This is a genomic window from Paenibacillus jilunlii, assembly GCF_900102965.1.
GTDB lineage: Bacteria > Bacillota > Bacilli > Paenibacillales > Paenibacillaceae > Paenibacillus_AQ > Paenibacillus_AQ jilunlii.
Map to the genome: position 1 here is coordinate 478053 of NZ_FNGM01000001.1, position 18600 is coordinate 496652.

Annotated in this window: 15 protein-coding genes; 13 read left to right on the forward strand and 2 right to left on the reverse strand. The window is 52.7% G+C overall.

The genetic code is table 11. The annotated features are described in order from the left end of the window. The first annotated feature begins 329 nt into the window (after window positions 1-329). Window positions 330-821 (forward strand): DinB family protein, encoded by a 492-nt coding sequence (locus BLQ82_RS02235; RefSeq protein WP_062520600.1) that lies wholly within the window; start codon window positions 330-332, stop codon window positions 819-821. Between the two features lie 104 nt (window positions 822-925). On the opposite strand, the gene BLQ82_RS02240 is transcribed toward BLQ82_RS02235, so the two are convergent. Beyond that, on the reverse strand, window positions 926-2596 hold the full coding sequence (locus tag BLQ82_RS02240; RefSeq protein ID WP_074647658.1) for an ABC transporter substrate-binding protein: 1671 nt from the start codon (window positions 2594-2596) through the stop codon (window positions 926-928). 114 nt (window positions 2597-2710) lie between these two features. Between BLQ82_RS02240 and BLQ82_RS02245 the strand changes: the two genes are divergently transcribed. The 10 genes from BLQ82_RS02245 (at window position 2711) to BLQ82_RS02290 (ending at window position 15050) form a co-directional block, all read left to right on the forward strand. Then, window positions 2711-4246: a DUF4153 domain-containing protein gene (locus BLQ82_RS02245; protein ID WP_062520604.1), complete on the forward strand. Its 1536-nt coding sequence runs from the start codon at window positions 2711-2713 to the stop codon at window positions 4244-4246. A 119-nt stretch (window positions 4247-4365) separates the two neighbouring features. Continuing rightward, a complete protein-coding gene (locus BLQ82_RS02250) occupies window positions 4366-5061 on the forward strand; it encodes a Crp/Fnr family transcriptional regulator (RefSeq protein WP_062520605.1) in 696 nt (231 codons plus the stop codon). Between the two features lie 42 nt (window positions 5062-5103). Continuing rightward, window positions 5104-5679, forward strand: a complete 576-nt coding sequence (locus tag BLQ82_RS02255) for a DUF4256 domain-containing protein (protein WP_062520607.1) — start codon at window positions 5104-5106, stop codon at window positions 5677-5679. A 649-nt stretch (window positions 5680-6328) separates the two neighbouring features. Beyond that, window positions 6329-7249, forward strand: coding sequence for a cysteine synthase A (gene cysK / locus BLQ82_RS02260; RefSeq protein WP_062520609.1), 921 nt, complete (start codon window positions 6329-6331; stop codon window positions 7247-7249). Between the two features lie 34 nt (window positions 7250-7283). Continuing rightward, a complete protein-coding gene (locus tag BLQ82_RS02265; protein ID WP_062520611.1) occupies window positions 7284-8306 on the forward strand; it encodes a hypothetical protein in 1023 nt (340 codons plus the stop codon). 323 nt (window positions 8307-8629) lie between these two features. Further along, complete coding sequence (locus tag BLQ82_RS02270; RefSeq protein ID WP_062520612.1) at window positions 8630-9427, forward strand: sensor histidine kinase; 798 nt, start codon at window positions 8630-8632, stop codon at window positions 9425-9427. Beyond that, window positions 9424-10089, forward strand: coding sequence for a response regulator (locus BLQ82_RS02275; protein ID WP_062520614.1), 666 nt, complete (start codon window positions 9424-9426; stop codon window positions 10087-10089). The genes BLQ82_RS02270 and BLQ82_RS02275 overlap by 4 nt, the downstream gene beginning before the upstream one ends. A 62-nt stretch (window positions 10090-10151) precedes the next feature. Further along, on the forward strand, window positions 10152-10823 hold the full coding sequence (locus tag BLQ82_RS02280; protein WP_062520615.1) for a YcnI family protein: 672 nt from the start codon (window positions 10152-10154) through the stop codon (window positions 10821-10823). Between the two features lie 330 nt (window positions 10824-11153). Next, window positions 11154-14540, forward strand: a complete 3387-nt coding sequence (locus BLQ82_RS02285) for a X2-like carbohydrate binding domain-containing protein (protein ID WP_062520618.1) — start codon at window positions 11154-11156, stop codon at window positions 14538-14540. Window positions 14541-14588: 48 nt separating this feature from the next. Continuing rightward, complete coding sequence (locus BLQ82_RS02290; RefSeq protein WP_074647661.1) at window positions 14589-15050, forward strand: hypothetical protein; 462 nt, start codon at window positions 14589-14591, stop codon at window positions 15048-15050. Between the two features lie 373 nt (window positions 15051-15423). Here BLQ82_RS02290 and BLQ82_RS02295 read toward each other — a convergent pair whose 3' ends face one another. Further along, the gene (locus tag BLQ82_RS02295) at window positions 15424-16164 is read right to left on the reverse strand and encodes an SDR family NAD(P)-dependent oxidoreductase (protein WP_062520630.1); all 741 of its coding nucleotides are present in this window, start codon (window positions 16162-16164) and stop codon (window positions 15424-15426) included. Window positions 16165-16449: 285 nt separating this feature from the next. Between BLQ82_RS02295 and BLQ82_RS02300 the strand changes: the two genes are divergently transcribed. Both BLQ82_RS02300 and BLQ82_RS02305 read left to right on the forward strand, forming a co-directional pair. Beyond that, on the forward strand, window positions 16450-17352 hold the full coding sequence (locus BLQ82_RS02300) for a LysR family transcriptional regulator (RefSeq protein WP_062520632.1): 903 nt from the start codon (window positions 16450-16452) through the stop codon (window positions 17350-17352). 33 nt (window positions 17353-17385) lie between these two features. Continuing rightward, window positions 17386-17997 carry a class I SAM-dependent methyltransferase gene (locus tag BLQ82_RS02305; RefSeq protein ID WP_341874771.1) on the forward strand — a complete coding sequence of 204 codons (612 nt, stop codon included), beginning with the start codon at window positions 17386-17388 and terminating at the stop codon, window positions 17995-17997. The last annotated feature ends 603 nt before the right edge of the window (window positions 17998-18600 follow it).

Consider the following 18600-nt stretch of genomic DNA (forward strand, 5'->3'; position numbering starts at 1 on the left):
TACCTTTGAATTCGGCGTGGTCAGGCCATATGGCGAAATGAGAGGTAAAAATACCTTTGATTTCGGCGCAGATAGGCCATGTGGGCAATAGAGAGCAGCAGCAGGGCACGGCGGAAGTCGTAAAGTTAGCTATAAGTGTTTTTTCCATGCCGGGGATTCCGTTTGGTGTGCTAAACTAGGAACAAGTGTGATTTACTTAACATTTGCTTATGAATTTTGTAAATGGTTATTACTTATGATTCCTGCTTATGACTCTTACTTATGAATTTTGCTAATGGCACTATTGGTTAATGGCTTTAGTACTGACAACACTACATTGGAGGGGTTGCATGCAGACGTTTTTCCGCTATAACTGGATGGTTCGGGAAGAGTGGTATAAGTGGTGTGAAGATTTGCCGGGGGAGGAGCTGCTGAAGCCGCGGGTCGGCGGGGTTGGCGGGATTCTGAAGACTCTGTTTCATATTGCCGATGTGGAGTGGAGCTGGATTATGGTGATGCAGGGCAAACCTGATTTTCAGGAGGATTTTGCCGGGTTCAGCAGCCTGGAGAAGGTAAGGGAGCTGGATGCCCGCTTCCGGCCGGAGGTAGAGGCCTTTGTACTGGGCTGGAACGGGGGGCTGGAGCGGAAGAGTTTTGACGACACAAAAAAGGATGGATCCGTGGTAACCTATGCCTGGGGCGAGATTATGCGCCATGTGATCGCCCACGAAATTCATCATATCGGGCAACTCTCCGTGTGGGCCAGAGAAGCCGGCAAGCAGCCGCCGTCCGCCAACGTAATCGGCAAGGGACTAGTGGACAGTCTGCCCGGCAGAGGGTAAGGGGACTAACAAGCTGGTTGTAGGCGGCACTTTCATTCAAAAGCTATACGAAGCACAAGCTCCGGCGGAATTTCCGCCGGAGCTTTTTTCAAAAAGGAGCGCTCTTATACGCGCGGAAACCACAAATGCCGCAGGTCCACCCAGCCCTGGCTGTTGAAAGTTACGCCGCGCACGGAAGGCAGATAAGCGGTCTGGACCGGCTTTTCGTACAGAATATGCAGCTGATGATCCCGCGTCAGCTTGTCCTCAATCCGCTTGAAGCCCTCGCCTCTCGCTCCGGGATCGGGCTGGCCTGCGATGAGGTTCAGCATGCCCTCTATGCCGGCACGGATGCCAGGCTCCACATGCTGTGCCAGCGTCTGATACAGATCGAACAGCCGCAGCTCCTCGTCCTGATCTCGGAGCAGAGAGAAGACGATGAGGTCAGACTGCAGGCGCACAGGGCCTTTGAATTCCTCCGGCGAAACGGACAGGACGCTGCAGGCATAGCCGTGCCGGATCAGCCGGGAGGCGATATACTCGGCATCCCCCAGATATTGCGGAATGGTAGCAATCTGCAGGGGACCTGGCAGCATCTCTGGAGTACCGGGATCAATTGGCGGGGCCGCTTCACTCAGACAAGACAGAATGTCCGCGCGGAGCAGGGGATCGCTTAACGGTCCGTTTTTTTTCGTGTTGCAGGTGACAAACTTGCGTACATAGGATTCGGAATGAATCCGGCTCCAGGAGGAGGCATCCGCTGTGGAAGGATTCGGGATGACATGAAAGGCAGAAGCCGTATCCGGCTGCGCCTGCTCTATGCCAAACGGCACATGAAGAATTTCCACACGGTCCAAATGGGCCCGCCCCTGATAATAATAAGGGAATACCTCCAGCACGCAGAGCTCCTCACTTATCTCCACCAGCTTGAAGGGTCCAGTGCCGACGGGCCTCCGGCCAAAAGCGCTCTCCGGACCGGATTCCATATCACGCGGAACAATCGCTGCCCGGCTGGTGCACAGGAACGGAAGAAACAGCTCATTCGGCTTCCGCAGAACAATGCGCACCGTGGTAGAATTCAAGGCCTCCACCCCGGTAATTTCCTTGAAAATGGAGCTGTAGAGCGTCCGCTGCGAGGTCTGTATCAGCCGCTGCAGTGAATAGACCACATCCTCGGCGGACAGCACCTTTCCATGATGGAACAGGACTTCCTTGCGCAGGTGAAATGTCCATCCGGTGCGGCTGCCATCCACATCCCAGGCGTGGGCCAGGCCGGGAACAATGCCCCGTTCGCTGCTTCGCCCCACCAGTCCGTCAAAAACATGGCTGGATACAAAAGATTCCGCCAGCAGATTCATATACAGCGGGTCAAAGGTATGCAGCTTCTGGTTAACCGGCAGCCGCAGCGTATCAATCTGTTTGTTGCTGCGGATTTCGGAATGATGCCCGAAATAAGCCAGCAGCCAGCCCTCCAGCGTATTCTGAAGCGAGGAGGAGCGGGCATGTCCCCGAATGCCTTCGATAGCGCTGCCGAAGTCCCTGCTGCTGATTGCCTGCTTCACGGACTCCAGGGCGATCTCCTCCGCGTCCGCAAGGAACGTCAGCTTCGAGCGTTTGCCCCGGCCCCGGCTGGGGGTCCAGGTGATCCAGGCCAGTCCGGCCATTTTATTGATAATATGCAGGGCATTGCGGTGGGTGCAGCCCAGGGTGTGCGCCAGCTCATCTAGTGTAACCGGGATTTCCGCCGGCCCTCCGTGATGGGAATGGAGCTTCAAAAATTGGCTGTGCAGCTTCATGCGTCCCGCTCTCCTTCATTAAAATAGGAAACAAACCTTGTAATCTTTCTCTTTTTCTTCTTATTTTATCAGCTAGAATCAGGATAAGAAAGTAAGAAGATGGAGGTATTTACCATGGAAGATCAAACGGTACCGAAACCGGAACGGGCTCTTCAGGCCCTGGGGGCGGCTTTTCTGCTCGCAGTCTTGCACCAGTATTTGTTTTACGGGAAAATGCCGGGGGTTTCCTATCCGCTTTTTGTATGTTTGTTTTATGTGTTTGTGCTCTACTTTGCCAAAGACAAGCTGCGTAAGCCCGCTGTTGTCAGCTATATTTGGCTGGGGGCGATTGTGCTGCTCTCTCTGACATATGCATTGTTCGCGAACGGGTTGTTCTTCGGACTGAACCTGCTGGTCATTCCGGCGCTGATTTTATTACATATGACCTATATGCTTAGCTATAAGCTGCCGTCCTGGAGCGGACCCCTGATGATTGGGGCGGCGGCGGAGCATTTTTTTGCCCAAAGCTTGCGGCACTGGGGGACAGCTCCACGGATCATCCGCAGAATTTTCGGCGGGGGGAAGCTGCAGGACGAACGGAAGCAAGTGGTGATCAAAGTGCTGATCGGGCTGGGAATCTCATTGCCGCTGCTGCTGATTGTAACATCACTGCTATCCTCGGCGGACGGTGTGTTCCATGAATTGCTGGCGGGGATTCCGCAGATGCTGGAACGGCTCTCCTTTGGCGAAGGGTTTGTACGGCTGCTGTGGGTTCTCCTGCTGGGAATCGGGATGTTCGGCCTTCTCTGGGGTTTTGTCGATCACAAGGTGTATGTGTGGAACCCGAAGCCCGAGCTGAATATGGAGGATGGGCCTTCGGCGGAGTCGCTCCATGCACTGCTTCCCGAACCCTTGACGCTCAAAGTGGACCCGGTGATCCTCACTACCATTCTGACCGTCATCAATACGGTATACGTGCTGTTCGTAAGCTTGCAATTCTCTTACCTGTTTGGTGCCTGGGATGGTATCCTGCCGGAGGGCAGCACCTATGCCGATTATGCGCGCAGCGGTTTTTTGGAGCTGATTCTGGTGACTTCAATCAATTTCGTTCTGCTGCTGCTGTCCCTGCATTCGGTTGGCCCGGCGGCAGCCCGGCTGCGCACAATCGTAAATTTCCTGCTCTACATCCTGGTGCTCTGTTCTGTGGTTATGCTCTATTCCGCCTATTCCCGGCTGGCCCTGTATGAAGAAGCTTACGGATATACCTACATCCGGTTTCTGGTGCATGCGTTTATGATTTTTCTCGGACTGCTGCTGGTGCTGGCGGCGGTGCGGATCAGCCGGGTGCATTTTCCGCTTGCTCCGTGCTGTCTGGCTCTCGGGCTGTTCTCCTACGTGTTAATAAACTATATTGGCATGGATCACATTATCGCGAAGCAGAATATCCAGCGCTATGAGACAAGCGGCATCCTCGACACCAGCTATTTATCCAGGCTGTCACCGGACGTTACGCCGCTGCTGATCGACTTCAGCAGGCAGGACAACGGCAGGCTGGATGAGATTCTGCGCGAAAAATGGGAAAACCGGACGCAAGACGCGCGGCCATGGCCATCTTTTAATGCAGCGAAGTTCCGTGCGGAGCGGGCGCTGGAGCAGTATTTTGCCGAATAGAAGCCTTCAACTGTGGTAGATTTGCAACGGAAGGGCTGACGGATTACAGGGGAGTTGGCTGCTCCGCGCATAGTGTGTTACATTTAGTTCATTCGTGACCAAAGGTGGGAGAGCTGCTTATGCAGTGGATTGCAGATCAGGACAAGATCCGGACTTTGGCCGGGCACAACGGTCTGATGGAGATATTCAGCAGCGGAGCCATCTCCGGTATGGAGCTGCGGCGCTATAGTGACGGTGAGGCCATTTGCTCGGTGGGCGACCGTCTGGAGCATATGTTTATACTGGTAGAGGGGCGGCTCAAGATTCATACCCTGCTCCCTAACGGTAAATCGCTGCTGGTCCGTTTTGCCCGGCCGATGTCGGTCATTGGAGATGTGGAGCTGCTGCGCCAATATCCGGTCAAAAATGAAGTAGTGTCCATGGGCGAAAGCCTCCTGCTGGCGGCCGGAAGAGCGCTGGTGCTGAGGGAATTTGAGGAAAATACAGCCCTGCTGCGTTTCCTGGTAGGGGAGCTGAGCCACAAAATGTACACGCTGGGCCAGACTACGGCGCTGAATCTGCTCTATCCGCTGGAAAACCGTTTTGCCAGCTATCTGTTATCCTTGTTTGCCGACAGCGGCGGGCAGCGCGTGGAAGAGATACGTACGTCTACACTTGCGGAACTGGCAGATATGCTCGGGACCAGCTACCGGCATCTTAACCGGATCGTGCGCCGTTTTGTGGAGGAAGGGATTGTTGAACGCAAGAAAGGCAGCCTGAGTGTGCTGGACCGGGACAAGCTGGTTCAATTGGCAAACGGCAATCTATACGAATAATCCAGACCGTCAGTTTTGGCATATTGAAGGGAGAGAATACACATGACAACCAGCTCAAACAACCATATCAATTTGTCTCCGGAACAACGTGAGGGACTGCTTGAAACTTTGAAAGCCCGTTTTGAGAAAAACATGAACCGTCATCAAGGCCTTGATTGGGCTAATGTACAAGCAAAGCTTGAAGCTCAGCCGGAAAAGCTATGGTCGCTTTATGAAATGGAAAGGACTGGCGGTGAACCGGATGTTGTTGGTCATGACCTTGAGACGGACGGATACATTTTTTACGATTGTTCAGCGGAAAGTCCGAAAGGCCGCAGAAGTATTTGCTACGACCGTGAAGCGCTGGAGTCGCGCAAAGAACATAAGCCGCAAAATAACGCGATAGAAATGGCGGCTGCCATGGGCATTGAGCTTTTAACAGAAGCGCAATACCGGGAGATGCAGAAGCTCGGGAAATTCGATTTGAAGACGTCCAGCTGGGTGAAAACACCCGAGAGCATTAGAAAACTTGGTGGAGCCGTCTTTTGCGATCGCCGCTATGACACGGTTTTTATGTACCACAATGGAGCAGAATCCTATTATGGTGCCAGAGGGTTCCGCGGCTCCCTAAGGGTCTAGCATTTGGCGAGCCCGTTCGGCCCTGCGCCCGGTGGTTTCCCGCCGGAAGGGCCTTTTTCTGCTGTCTGAAAATAGATCTGCAACTGCAAATCGTAATAATGCACATACAATTCATAGAATCAGCCCTCGATCAAAATCTAGCGATATCTTATATTATTACCATAATTAGTTAGTTCGTAGAAAAGTCTCCGGGTTCGGTTCAGGCATCTTGCGGTTTGTTGCTCTGCAGGGCTTCGCAAGAGGAATCGTTCTTTTTGCATTTTAGAGTGCCGGGAGAACAGACTGCTGGCTAATTAGTAGACTACACCGTAAAGGGGGCGGGGAAGTTCAAGAGGTGAACCTGGCAAAAAACAGATTTATGTACTTTTAAGCGGCCAAACAATTAGGGGAGGTGGTTGTGTAAAAAATACTACATCCACCTTCACGATCACCGTTAATCCTTAAGCAGATGTAAGCGAATAAGGGATGAATGGCGGAGCCTCTTCTCAGGCTCTGGCGAATAGTCAGCGCCGCCTCTTCTTTTGAAGAGGCGGTTTTTTGCGGGTACTTGGACTGCTCCGCAATACCTTAGATGTGGCTCAGTCGACAAGAGCTGCCCCACAGCGCTACAATGGGGGGATAGACAGCAGAAGAAATGAGGAGGCTCATCATGTCATCCCTTGTAGTCAGCAATATTACGGAACTGATCGGGAATACGCCTGTGGTCCGCTTGAACCGGCTAACCGGACCGCAGGATGCGGAACTGTATGTGAAGCTGGAAATGTTCAACCCCAGCGGCAGCGTCAAGGACCGGGCGGCATATAATTTGATACTCCAGGCAGAGCTTGCCGGAGTCTTGAAGCCTGGCGGAACCATTATCGAGCCGACAAGCGGCAATACGGGCATCGGGCTGGCGATGAATGCGGCGGCCAAGGGCTATAGAGCCATTCTGGTTATGCCTGACAATATGACGAAGGAACGGATCAATATTCTAAAAGCATACGGAGCAGAGGTAGTGCTGACCCCCGCAGCAGAGCGGATGCCGGGAGCAATCGCCAAGGCGCTGGAGCTGGGAAGTGAGATTGCGGACAGCTTCATTCCGCAGCAGTTCGAGAACCAAGCCAATCCCGATATTCACCGGATTACAACTGCACCGGAAATCCTGGCGCAAATGGATGGCAGGCTGGATGTATTCGTAGCAGCCTCGGGGACTGGCGGTACCATAACAGGTACCGGAGAAGCACTCCGCCAGCAGCTGCCGGAGATCCGTATTGTTGTGGTGGAGCCGCAAGGCTCACCGGTGCTTTCCGGCGGCCAGCCCGGACCGCATAAGCTGGTCGGGACCAGCCCGGGTTTTGTACCGGCCATATTGAATACAGGCATCTATGATGAAATTGTCCAGGTCTCCGATGAGGACGCGCTGGAGATGGTCAGAACACTGGCCGGTACAGAGGGAATCCTGATCGGACCTTCCGGCGGAGCGGCGGTATGGACGGCGCTTCAGGAAGCGCGGCGGCTGGGGAGCGGCAAGCGGGTGCTGTGCATCGCTCCCGATACAGGTGAACGTTACCTGAGCATGGGGATATTTTAATGATAGGTAGACTTCCTGTCCGGGAGGGAATTGTATGCTGAAGCTGTTCCGAATGACTGTCATTGTCCTTCTGCTGGTTACCGCCGGATGCAATACACAGGAGAAAGACTCTGCAAAAGGCGGACAACCAGGTAGATCGCCAGCAGCCGCCGGGCAGACTCCACAGGTAACGCCAGTGTCTCCTGAGGCAGCACTTCAACCGGCAGTTACCCATGAAGAGACGGGGGAGGCTTCCGGCAGTAAGCCATCTGTTGAGGCGTCCAACGCCGTACCGGCAGCCTTTCTCGATCCGGCGAAGCTGTCTTCCAGCTTTGGATTTGCCGACAGTTCAGGCAAGCGCATTCTTGCCGCATCGGACGATGACAGCAGGCTTGCAGAAATGGAATCGCTGAACACAGCTATTGGCAACAATGGCCGGGTCTTTAGTGTGACATTGGAGAAATGGCAGCCCGGCAGCGCTGACAGCAACGGCAGGGATATGGCGAATAATTTCGCTAACCTGTCCGGATATGTGTTTACTGTGGAGGACGGGAAGGCAGCATCTGATGAGACCTACTACTTGGCCAATTCTGCAGAGCTGGACCGCGGGTCGCTGCTTGCAGTGAAGCCGTCAGCAGACAATTCACAGCAGCTTGATGCAGATAATCCGGTGCGGAAGCAAATTCTTGCGCTTAAAAAGCGCCATATTCAATCCATCTGGAAGCTCGCAGATCTCTCGGAAGCGCCGGAAGACCTGCACCTGTATGTTGTTCAATTCGTGAGACAGAACACAAATATGCTGTTCAGCCTGGTGCTCCAGAAGGGGCCGGAGCTCAGCTTTATGGACTATCCTGCGGAAATCCGGGACGATGAATATTCGGTCTGGCGTGTTGATGACGGCGGGGAAATCACTCCCGGGATGTTCTCGCTGCTTTTTGCGGCAAGGACGTTAAACGGCGTAGCACTTGGCGTGAATTGGTGGGGAGCGGAGGGTGTGAATTCTTTTTTTCTCCTCCAGCAAAACGCAGGGTTCAAGGAAATGGGAATCGAATACGGCCGGTACACTTCACCTTTATAGGCTGCAAGGATTAGGCTGGAATTGACGACAGGAATTTTTTTGAAAATGGCTGGCGGACGGACTGGATGAACCAGTATAAGGAAATGTATAAGAAGTGAACGGATGGGGTGCGAGCCGCATCTGTTTTTGTGCCAGCGGGCAAGTTGAACCGGAAAAGTTCGCAATAAATTTTAAATACTTATTTTTGTAACATTTAAAGCCTCCGTATAGCCCGAAAGAGTCATGTCAGGTTAGCGGGAGAATGCTAATGTAAGCTTAAGATTTGGGAGGGGACGGCAACGTATACAAGAATTAAACTGCTTATTCTGCTGCTGCCCACCGTTATGGTCGGCATTTGGGAAATAGTGCGCCATCAGTTCCTGATGCCGTATCTCTCCATGGATATGGGCAATTACTTAACGCCTGTGCTTGTATTTTTGTTCAGCATAGTACTGCTGTTGCCGCTCTTCTCCCTCATGGAAAAGAACGCCAGAGAGCTGGAGCAGGAACGTATGCTGAAGACGGCCATGGAGGCGCGGGAGGCGCTGGCAAAAGAGCTTCATGACGGGATCGCGCAATCTTTATTTTTGTTGTCTGTACGGATCGACCGCCTGGAGCAGAAGCATGAGCGGGGAGAAATGGATGCAGAAACAATCGGCCAGCTCAAAAAAAACGTGCATGAAACCAACCGCTATGTCCGTCAGGCCATATCTAATCTGAAGGTTCCGGTTGCAGGGGCAGAGACGTCTCTGCTGGCACAGTCCGTCCAGGAGCAGTTGAAGCAGATTGCCCGTGAGGTCACCGTTGAGGCAGCCATGGACTGGAGCCTGCGGGACGAAACCCTCAGTCCTGCAGAACAGGCCGAGCTACTCTCCTGCATCCGTGAGGCCATGATTAATGTCCGCAAGCATACCCGGGCGGGCAGGGTTGCGATTTCCGGCCGCGAAGACGGGCAGGGCTGGCGTGTAGCCATTTCTGATGACGGAGCCGGAATCCGGCATGAGGACCCTTTTGCCGTAAGCGGCAGCTACGGGTTGCAGATTATGAAGGAGCGTGCGGAAGGAATGGGCTGGACACTTGCGCTGAAATCCGGGGCTTACGGGACCATCGTAGAAATTGCCAAAAAGGGGGCTTCCGTATGAGCCGCTTCCGGGTGCTTGTTGTGGATGATCATGCCCATGCCCGTGAGGCGATGTGCGAGATTTTGGCCATAGATGAACGTTTTGAGGTTATCGGGGCAGTGGGAAGCGGAGCCGAAGCCATCGAGCGGACCGGACTATGGATGCCGGATCTGATTCTGATCGACATTCAAATGCCGGAGATGGATGGTCTGGAGACTACGCGCCGGATCAAATTGGAATTTCCCTATGTCAAAATCGTGATCGTAACCGTATCTGACGAAATCTCCTATTTATTCGAGGCGCTGAAGCAGGGGGCACAGGGCTATCTGCTGAAAAACCTGGCTCCATCGACCTGGATTGAATACCTGCTGGCGATTGTCAGTGAGGAGGTTCCGCTGAGCCGGGAGCTGGCTTTTCAGATACTGAAGGAGTTTGCTGTCACCTCCGTCAAGGAAGAGCGGGAAGCATTAACGGCACGGGAGAAGGAAATACTGGGATGTGTGTCCTCCGGCTCCACCAATAAGGAAATCGCGGCAACACTCGGAATCTCGGAGCATACCGTCAAAAACCATCTCAAAAATATCCTCCAGAAGCTGCAGCTCCAGAACCGCACACAGCTTACGAGATATGCCCTGGAGCAGGGGCTTGCGTCGCGGGAGCGGGATTTTCCCAAGAAACAGTAGGTATCTATACCGCTCATTGGCAGCGCTTCAAACGATGAAATTTCGGAGAAGGAGACATTAATATGAATAGACTGTTTCGTAAAATAGCGGTATTGGCCGCGCCATCTGCGGCAGCGCTGATGCTGTTTGCGGCTGCAGCCAGTGCGCATGTGACCGTTGCACCAACCGAATCTACCACCGGCGCATGGGAGACGTATACCCTAAAAGTGCCTTCCGAAAAAGATGCTGCCACCGTGCAGATCGATCTGCGCATTCCCGCAGGAGCGGAATTCAAGCAATACGAGGCTGTGCCGGGCTGGGATGTGAAGATAGAAGGCAACAAAATCAGCTGGGTATCGACTGGAGAGGGTATCCTGGCCGGTCAATTCCAGCGCTTTTACTTCACAGCCAAGAACCCGGATACTGCGGGCGATATCGCATGGAACGCTTACCAGCATTATGCTGACGGCAGCCTGGTGCAGTGGTCCGGAGAGGAAGGAACGGAAACTCCACATTCCATCACGGAAATTGTACAGGCGGCAGCCGGCGGCGGCAGTCATTCCGGCATGGCGATGGATGATCACGGATCGATGAACATGAGTGACCAGGATTCCATGAGTATGGACGAGCACAATGCGATTATGGAGGAACATGATAAAGCATCTGGCGTATCCCCTATGATTTACATTGCACTCGGCATTTCCTTGCTGTCTTTTCTGCTGGCGGCGATTGCGCTGCTGCGAAAACGGGCATAAAGCAGACCATTTCTGCCCCAAGGTTCACTTTTAGATTAACAAGGTTAGTATAGCAGGACTCTTCTGGCTGGTTCAGAGAGTCTTTTTTATATTGGAAATGTAATATACAGGTAGAAAATGGTGCAGAAGCAGGCGACCATTTTCCCGCAAAATCAACCATTTTCCCCTAACAAATTATAATATTTACCAATTATAATGTAAGCGTTACCAGTTGTACATGCTGCTGTTTGCGGAATGATGCCGGGGATCAGAAGGGAGGGGCAAGGAAGCGGGGGAAGCGCAAGAAACCCATGGATTTGACTAGGAAAAATCAAACCTTAGGAGGCGTAAATGGTGACTCGAAAACGTATCCGTAAACTGGGACTGGTTGTCCTGCTGGCCGCTATGACAAGCTCGTTATTCACTGCCTTTCCAGCGATTACCCGCGCAGCCGCAAGCGAAGACTATAACTGGAAGAGTGTCGTCACTGGAGCAGGCGGAGGTTTTGTGCCCGGCATTATTTTTAATCAGAGCGAACCGGATTTAATCTATGCGCGTACCGATATCGGCGGCGCGTACCGCTGGAATCAGGCCACAGGCAGCTGGGTATCCATCAGCGATGCGGTAGGCTGGGTAGACTGGAACAAGAACGGTGTAGATGCCCTTGCGACTGATCCTATCGATCCTGACAAGGTATACATGGCTACAGGCACCTATACCAACAGCTGGGATGAGAACGGGCAGATTATGCGTTCCAGCGACCGGGGAAATACCTGGCAGTCCACTCCGCTGCCGTTCAAGGTTGGAGGCAACATGCCGGGGCGGTCCGCAGGAGAACGTCTGATGATCGATCCTAATAAGAACAGCATCCTTTTTTTTGGAGCGCGCAGCGGCAACGGGTTATGGAAAAGCACAGACTCGGGTGTAACCTGGTCGAAAGTAAGCTCTTTCCCGAATGCCGGCACCTATATCCAGAATCCGACGCTTGAATACGGCAATGACCTGGTCGGATTATCCTGGATTACTTTTGATCAAAGTACAGGCTCACCGGGCAGCGCCACGCAGACAATCTATGTTGGTGTTGCCGACACAGCAAGCAGCGTATACCGCAGTACCGATGGCGGAGCAACATGGTCGGCGATTCCCGGACAGCCCACCGGCTACCTGCCCCATCACGGGGTGCTGTCTTCTACAGGAGATCTATACATTACGTACAGTAATGGTGTCGGCCCGTATGATGGCAGCAAAGGTGAAGTCTGGAAGCTGAACACAACAAGCGGGGCCTGGACCAACATCAGCCCGTCTACCGGAACGGATAACTGGTACGGCTTCGGCGGATTGGCTGTGGATGCCCAGCATCCTGATACGGTCATGGTATCCAGCCTGAATGCCTGGTGGCCGGACGAGGTGATCTTCCGCAGCACGAATGGAGGAGCGACCTGGAGCCGGATTTGGGACTGGGGCAGCTACCCGGAGCGGAGCTACAAGTTTGCTATGGACATTACCGCCGCGCCTTGGCTGAACCATGGCGTTACCAGCTCTACTTCGCTCGATCCGTCACCGAAGCTAGGTTGGATGATGGGCGATCTGGAGATTGACCCGTTCAACTCCAACCGGATGATGTACGGCACAGGGGCCACAATCTACGGAACGAATAATCTGACCTCCTGGGATACCGGAGGTAAAGTTAATATTGCAGTAATGGCCAAAGGAGTGGAGGAAACGGCTGTGCTTGGGCTGATCAGCCCTCCTTCGGGAAGCGCCCATCTGATTACGGCGCTTGGCGACGTTTCCGGTTTCCGTTATGAAGATCTGACACAGGCACCGGTCAAGTTCCAGACCAGCCCGTCCTGGGCAACGACGACGGGCATCGACTATGCAGAACTGAACCTTGCCTATGTGGTGCGTGTAGGGGGCGCAGACAAGGAGAAGACACCGAGCATGAAGTCGGTCGGAATCTCCAACGACGGCGGCGTCAACTGGTACATGCCGAACAGCGAGCCTTATAGCGGCACGAAAACCACCGCAGGACAAGGCCAGGTTGCGGTATCTGCGAGCGGCAATTCTATCCTGTGGAGCACCTCGGATATAGGGGTCTATTATTCCAAAACCACCGGGAACTCCTGGAACGTAAGCTCGGGCGTCCCGGCTGGAGCCAAAGTGGCCTCCGATAGAGTGAACCCGAACAAATTCTATGCGTTCTACGCAGGCACCTTCTATATCAGCACAGATGGCGGAGCTACCTTCAACGCTACGGCGGCGGCAGGCTTCCCGACCAATAACGTAGGAGGGCTGCAGCCGAATCAGGCCCAGATCAGTATGAAAGCCATGCCGGGCATCGAAGGAGACATCTGGTTTGCCGGCGGCAATGCGGTTGAAGGCAAGTATGGTTTGTGGCACTCTGCCAATTCGGGTACAAGCTTCACGAAGCTGACGAACGTGGATGAAGCCGATCTGATCGGCTTCGGCATGGCTGCTCCGGGCCAGAACTATATGGCACTCTATACGGTAGCCAAGATTGATGGAGTGAGAGGTGTCTTCCGTTCGGATGATGCCGGTGCATCGTGGGTGCGGATCAATGACGATGCCCACCAATACGCCAAAATTAACATGGCAATCACCGGAGACCCCAGAATTTACGGCCGGGTCTATCTCGGAACGAACGGCAGAGGCACGCTCTATGCCGATCCGGTGAATCCGCCAGCCGCCAGCACCGCGATTACACCAGCCAGCGCCAGCTTTGACAAGAAGACAGCTAACCAGGCGGATATCACTGTGACCCTGACGTTGAATGGAACTACCCTGGACTCGATTAAGAACGGTACCGCTGCTCTGTCAGCAGGAGCAGATTATTCGGTCAGCGGCACCAAGGTAACGATCAAGAAGGAGTATCTGGCCGCCCAGGCAACCGGTACCACCCGGCTCAGCTTCAATTTCAGCGCGGGTGCGGCGAAGACATTGACTATTGCTGTCGTTGACACCACAGGAACGGCCAATTCAGTTATTACACCGGTCTCTGCCAGCTTTGACAAGAAGACGGCCAACCAAGCCGATATTCCAGTCACACTGACGCTGAATGGCAATACCCTGAGCTCGATTAAGAACGGAACTGCTGTGTTGACAGCCGGAACCGATTATACGGTCAGCAGCACAAGCGTAACAATTAAGAAAGAATATCTGGCCGCCCAGCCGGTGGGTACGACTACCCTAAGCTTCAGCTTCAGTGCCGGAGCTGCGCAACCGCTTGACATTGCTGTTGTGGACACAACTGCCCCACCGGCCGGGGCGCTTAAGGTACAGATGTATAACAGCGGAACAGCGGCTTCTGCCAATACGATGAGCCCCAAATTCAGGCTTGTTAATACTGGCACCAGTGCGATTACACTGTCCGGTGTGAAATTAAGATACTATTTCACCATCGACGGAGAACAGGCCCAGAACTTCTTCTGTGACTGGTCCCAGGTCGGCAGTGCGAATGTGACGGGCAGCTTTGTCAAAATGCCCTCAGCTAAAACCGGCGCCGATTATTATGTGGAACTTGGATTTAACAGCGCAGCGGGTTCCCTCGCAGCAGGCGCAAGCCTCGATATCCAGGTGCGGGTGGCGAAATCGGACTGGAGCAATTACACACAGACCGGGGACTATTCCTTCAATGGAGCGGACACCAATTATGCAGACTGGAGTAAAACTCCAGCCTATATTTCCGGCAGTCTGGCGTGGGGGAATGAGCCATCCTAATGCATAAAAGGGGTCCCAAAAGCCATCATGGTTGCTGGAACTCCTTAAGTGGCGCATACCTTTGAATTCAGCCTGAGCGGGGCTGGCAGTAAAAACAAAGGTATAAATACCTTAGAATTCAGCCTAAACGGCGTTGGCGGCAAAATGAAAGGTATAAATACCTTTGAATCCAGCCTAAACGGCGTTGGCGGCAAAATGAAAGGTATAAATACCTTTGAATCCAGCCTAAACGGCGTTGGCGGCAAAATGAAAGGTATAAATACCTTTGAATCCAGCCTAAACGGCGTTGGCGGCAAAATGAAAGGTATAAATACCTTTGAATCCAGCCTGAGCGGCGTTGGCGGCAAAACCAAAGGTATAAATACCTTAGAATTTAGCCTGAGCGGCGCTAGCGGTAAAATCAAAGGTAAAAATACCTTTGAATCCAGCCCAAGAGGCGCTAGCGGAAAAATGAAAGGTATAACTACCTTTTTGATGGGACCAGTCCGGCTTGAAAGGCGAATTACTTAGTATGCGTGCCCGTCATATCTGCTGAATCGGACCGGAAGGTTACTATAAACAACGAGCAGTAAGTCCCCCACTAAGGGAGCCTTGCTGCTCGTTTACAATATGCAAGTGTACCGCATGATTGCTGTAGCGTCACAAATTATTCGTGATAGAGCCACTTTTGAGTGCCTGAGAAGACATGAGAGGCTGTTTCTTACGTATTGAGTGCTGTTACTTTCGTATTGAGTACTCTTTCGTAATGAGCGCTGTTGCTTTCGTAATGAGTGTGGTTGCTTTCGTAATGAGTGCTATTGTTTCCGTATTGAGTACTGTTGCTTTCGTAATAGAATGCTATTCTATTGTCCAGAAACAGCTGTCTTCCTTTCTGCTACGGCATTTACAGCGTCTGCCCGCTGTCCACCGTGATGATCTGTCCGGTCATTGCCTCCTGCTCCAGGGTGGAGCAGATGAATTTGGCAATATCCTCAGGTTCCGCGATACGCTGCAGCAGCAGATTCGGTGCAAGCCGGCGCATCTGTTCTTCCCGTCCTGCCCACCATCTGGTGGCTACAGCTCCCGGCGCTACACAGTTGACCCGGATGTCGGGGGAAAGCGCGCGGGCCAGCGACTTGGTTAGCCCGTGAACGGCAGCTTTGGAGACCGCATAGGGAAGAGAGGAGCCGGCACCGGTAGTTCCGGCAATGCTGCCGAGATTGACGATGGCTCCCTGTTTGTTCTTTTTCATGTAAGGCGCCACGGCTCTCGCACAAAGGAACATGCCTTTGACATTTACATCGTACAGCTCATCCCATACTTCTTCCGTTGCCGCTTCCAGATCATCCATAGGGATATGCCTGGTGATGCTGGCATTATTTACGAGCAGATCAACCGTTCCGAAGGCTCCGACAATCCGTTCAACCATCTGCCGCACTTCTGCGTCCCGGGCCACATTCGCTTGTACAGCTATTGCCCGTCCGCCTTGATCTGTTATCCGTTGAACAGTTTCCAGCGCTTCGGCTTCTGAACGGGAATAATTAACGGCGACCGCAGCTCCGCATGCTGCCAGTTCGAGGCTTACTGCTCTGCCGATGCCAGTTCCTCCGCCTGTGACCAGTGCCACTTTTTCTGATAAATTCAAGCTTATCCACTCCTTGTCCGAATTATTATCTGTTGATGCGGTCTGAAGTAACCGAACTCCTCTCATCTCTTCTGATATGAACGCAGTAAATTCAAGTTCAGTCAATCAATAACCTGTAGATATAGAGTATTGTATAAATTTTATTCAGTTTTGTATAATTGAATGAATTGAAGAATGAGTTCAATTTTTTTGAAGTGAATCATTAAAGTAACTCAAGCAAACCCTTAAAGTAATTTTTTAATTCGGGCTTTCATTGGGCTTTGAGCCAGAAGGGAGGGAACCAAGCTGGATCTAAAAACATTAAAAACCTTTCAGGCCATCATCCGCTCCGGCAGCTTCAACCGTGCTGCAGAAGAGCTGAATTATGCCCAATCTACGGTCACGATGCAAATTCAGAAGCTGGAAGCGGATCTGGGAGTTCAATTGCTGGAACGGGGCAAAGGCGTGGCCCTAACCGAAGCCGGACGGTTGTTTTACGAACAGAGCCAGAGGATAGTCCAGGATATGGAACGGCTGCAGACCAGCATCACGGATTTGAAATCCGGCGAAGCGGGGAGCATACGCATCGGCGCTTCAGATCCGACGGCGAGCTACCGGCTGCCTGACATTCTGCAGAAATTCATGACCCTGTTTCCCAAAATGGAACTGTCAGTAGATATCTCCGGATCAGGTGTACTGTGCGACCGGCTGCTTCGCGGAGAGCTGGATGTTGTAATCTGCTCCGCTCCGGAACTGGGGAAGGAGCTGCATTTTGAACCGTTGTTTACGGAAGCGTTCGTACTATTATTGCCGGAAGGCCATCCGCTTATTTCCGCCCCCGCCGTTACTGCAGATCATCTGCGCGGACACCGGCTGCTGATTACAGCACCTACCTGTCCCTACCGCAAAAAATTGGAAAGCGTCTTGATGGAAGCTGCCGGCCCGACGCTCAATACCATGGAAATCGGCAGCATGTCGGCACTGAAGTTCTATGTAGCGAGCGGGCTTGGCATCGCGCTTGTGCCGGAGGTGACTCTCGATCCTGATCCCGCCGGAACCGTAACCCGGAGGCTGGAAGGCAGAGCTGTGGACATGACCTGCGGCATCATTTGCCGGATTGCGGATTACCCCTTGAAACCGCCCGTCCGCAGGCTGTATGATTTTATCAGGCAGGAACTGGCGGCGCAGCCGGTTTTTAGCCGGGAATAGGCACACAGGAGAGAAGAGGAGAGCTGAGCAGAGATGAGCGGAAACAAACTGGATTTGGAGCGTATTGTTTTTATTGGCCGGACTTTTGAGGAGTATTTGCGGATGTTTAATCTGCAGCCGTGGGAACTGGAGGGACGGAGTATTTTGGATTGTCCGGCGGGAGCCTGCTCGTTTACCGCAGAGGCCCGCAAGCTTGGCGCGGCATCTGTTGCCGCAGACATTGCTTACTATTATTCCGCCGAAGCGCTGAGGGACAAAGGGCTGAAGGATATTGAGCATACGGTGCAGCAGCTGGACAAGGTTCAGGATAATTTTGTGTGGAAGGAGTTCACTTCCATACATGCGTTACAGCAGGCGAGGACAGCAGCCTTAGCAGCCAGTACGCTGGACAGGCAGCATAATAGCAGCCGTTATATTCCAGTCGAGCTGCCTCTGCTGCCTTTTGCAGACCGGTCCTTTGATCTCACCCTGTCCGCCCATTTTCTGTTTATGTATGGGGACCGGCTGGACTATGATTTTCATCTCAGGACACTTCAGGAATTGATGAGGGTCACGAAGTCAGAAATTCGCATCTTCCCGCTGGTGGACTTATCCTCCCGCAGATACCCTAAGCTGGAGCAGCTGGTCTGTGCAGCTCAGGCCTAAGGCTGGACGGCAGAAGAGCAGCAGGTCCGCTATGAATTTCAAAAAGGTGCGGACTCCATGCTAAGGCTGCTGCGTGTCTGAACAGACAGGCGCTCACAAGATTCTTATAACGGCTGTATCCATGACGGATGTTATGGGCAGCCGTTTTTTGAAATACCAGACTTTATATGATAAAGGGAGGCTTCATGAGCATGATGCCCAAAGTAAACATAACCCCCTACTATTGATTATTCATCAACAATAGGGGGTTATGCTGTACATACTATACCCATGTTTTTCTCAGACTCCTTATCCTATCCTTGTACTCAGCCGGGTAGAAATCGTCCGAGGCGGCAGTATATTTGCCTATCCTGCCTGTGAGTCTTCTCTAATTCATCCGCTGGTTAACGATTGGCTTTATGGACCGATGTTTGAGCTTTAAGAAGCTCATACCCTTTCGTTCCGGGATGGACTGAAAGCTTCAGCAACAGGATCAAAGATATAGTCTCAAGCTCAAGGAGTACATCTGCTAAAGCTCATTTTCGGAGAAATTTTACCTTTCCGGCGATTCCCTTTCAGCAGTGTATGGTTCCTTGACTTGATACCTGAATTATACCGCTGTTC

What these genes read in the sequence shown, in the direction of transcription:
- BLQ82_RS02245 (WP_062520604.1), top strand. Translation starts at nt 2,711, where the DNA reads ATGGAAGATCAAACGGTACCGAAACCGGAACGGGCTCTTCAGGCCCTG.
- BLQ82_RS02270 (WP_062520612.1), top strand. Translation starts at nt 8,630, where the DNA reads ATGGTCGGCATTTGGGAAATAGTGCGCCATCAGTTCCTGATGCCGTAT.
- BLQ82_RS02255 (WP_062520607.1), top strand. Translation starts at nt 5,104, where the DNA reads ATGACAACCAGCTCAAACAACCATATCAATTTGTCTCCGGAACAACGT.
- cysK (WP_062520609.1), top strand. Translation starts at nt 6,329, where the DNA reads ATGTCATCCCTTGTAGTCAGCAATATTACGGAACTGATCGGGAATACG.
- BLQ82_RS02280 (WP_062520615.1), top strand. Translation starts at nt 10,152, where the DNA reads ATGAATAGACTGTTTCGTAAAATAGCGGTATTGGCCGCGCCATCTGCG.
- BLQ82_RS02235 (WP_062520600.1), top strand. Translation starts at nt 330, where the DNA reads ATGCAGACGTTTTTCCGCTATAACTGGATGGTTCGGGAAGAGTGGTAT.
- BLQ82_RS02275 (WP_062520614.1), top strand. Translation starts at nt 9,424, where the DNA reads ATGAGCCGCTTCCGGGTGCTTGTTGTGGATGATCATGCCCATGCCCGT.
- BLQ82_RS02250 (WP_062520605.1), top strand. Translation starts at nt 4,366, where the DNA reads ATGCAGTGGATTGCAGATCAGGACAAGATCCGGACTTTGGCCGGGCAC.
- BLQ82_RS02240 (WP_074647658.1), bottom strand. Translation starts at nt 2,596, where the DNA reads ATGAAGCTGCACAGCCAATTTTTGAAGCTCCATTCCCATCACGGAGGG.
- BLQ82_RS02285 (WP_062520618.1), top strand. Translation starts at nt 11,154, where the DNA reads ATGGTGACTCGAAAACGTATCCGTAAACTGGGACTGGTTGTCCTGCTG.
- BLQ82_RS02305 (WP_341874771.1), top strand. Translation starts at nt 17,386, where the DNA reads ATGAGCGGAAACAAACTGGATTTGGAGCGTATTGTTTTTATTGGCCGG.
- BLQ82_RS02265 (WP_062520611.1), top strand. Translation starts at nt 7,284, where the DNA reads ATGCTGAAGCTGTTCCGAATGACTGTCATTGTCCTTCTGCTGGTTACC.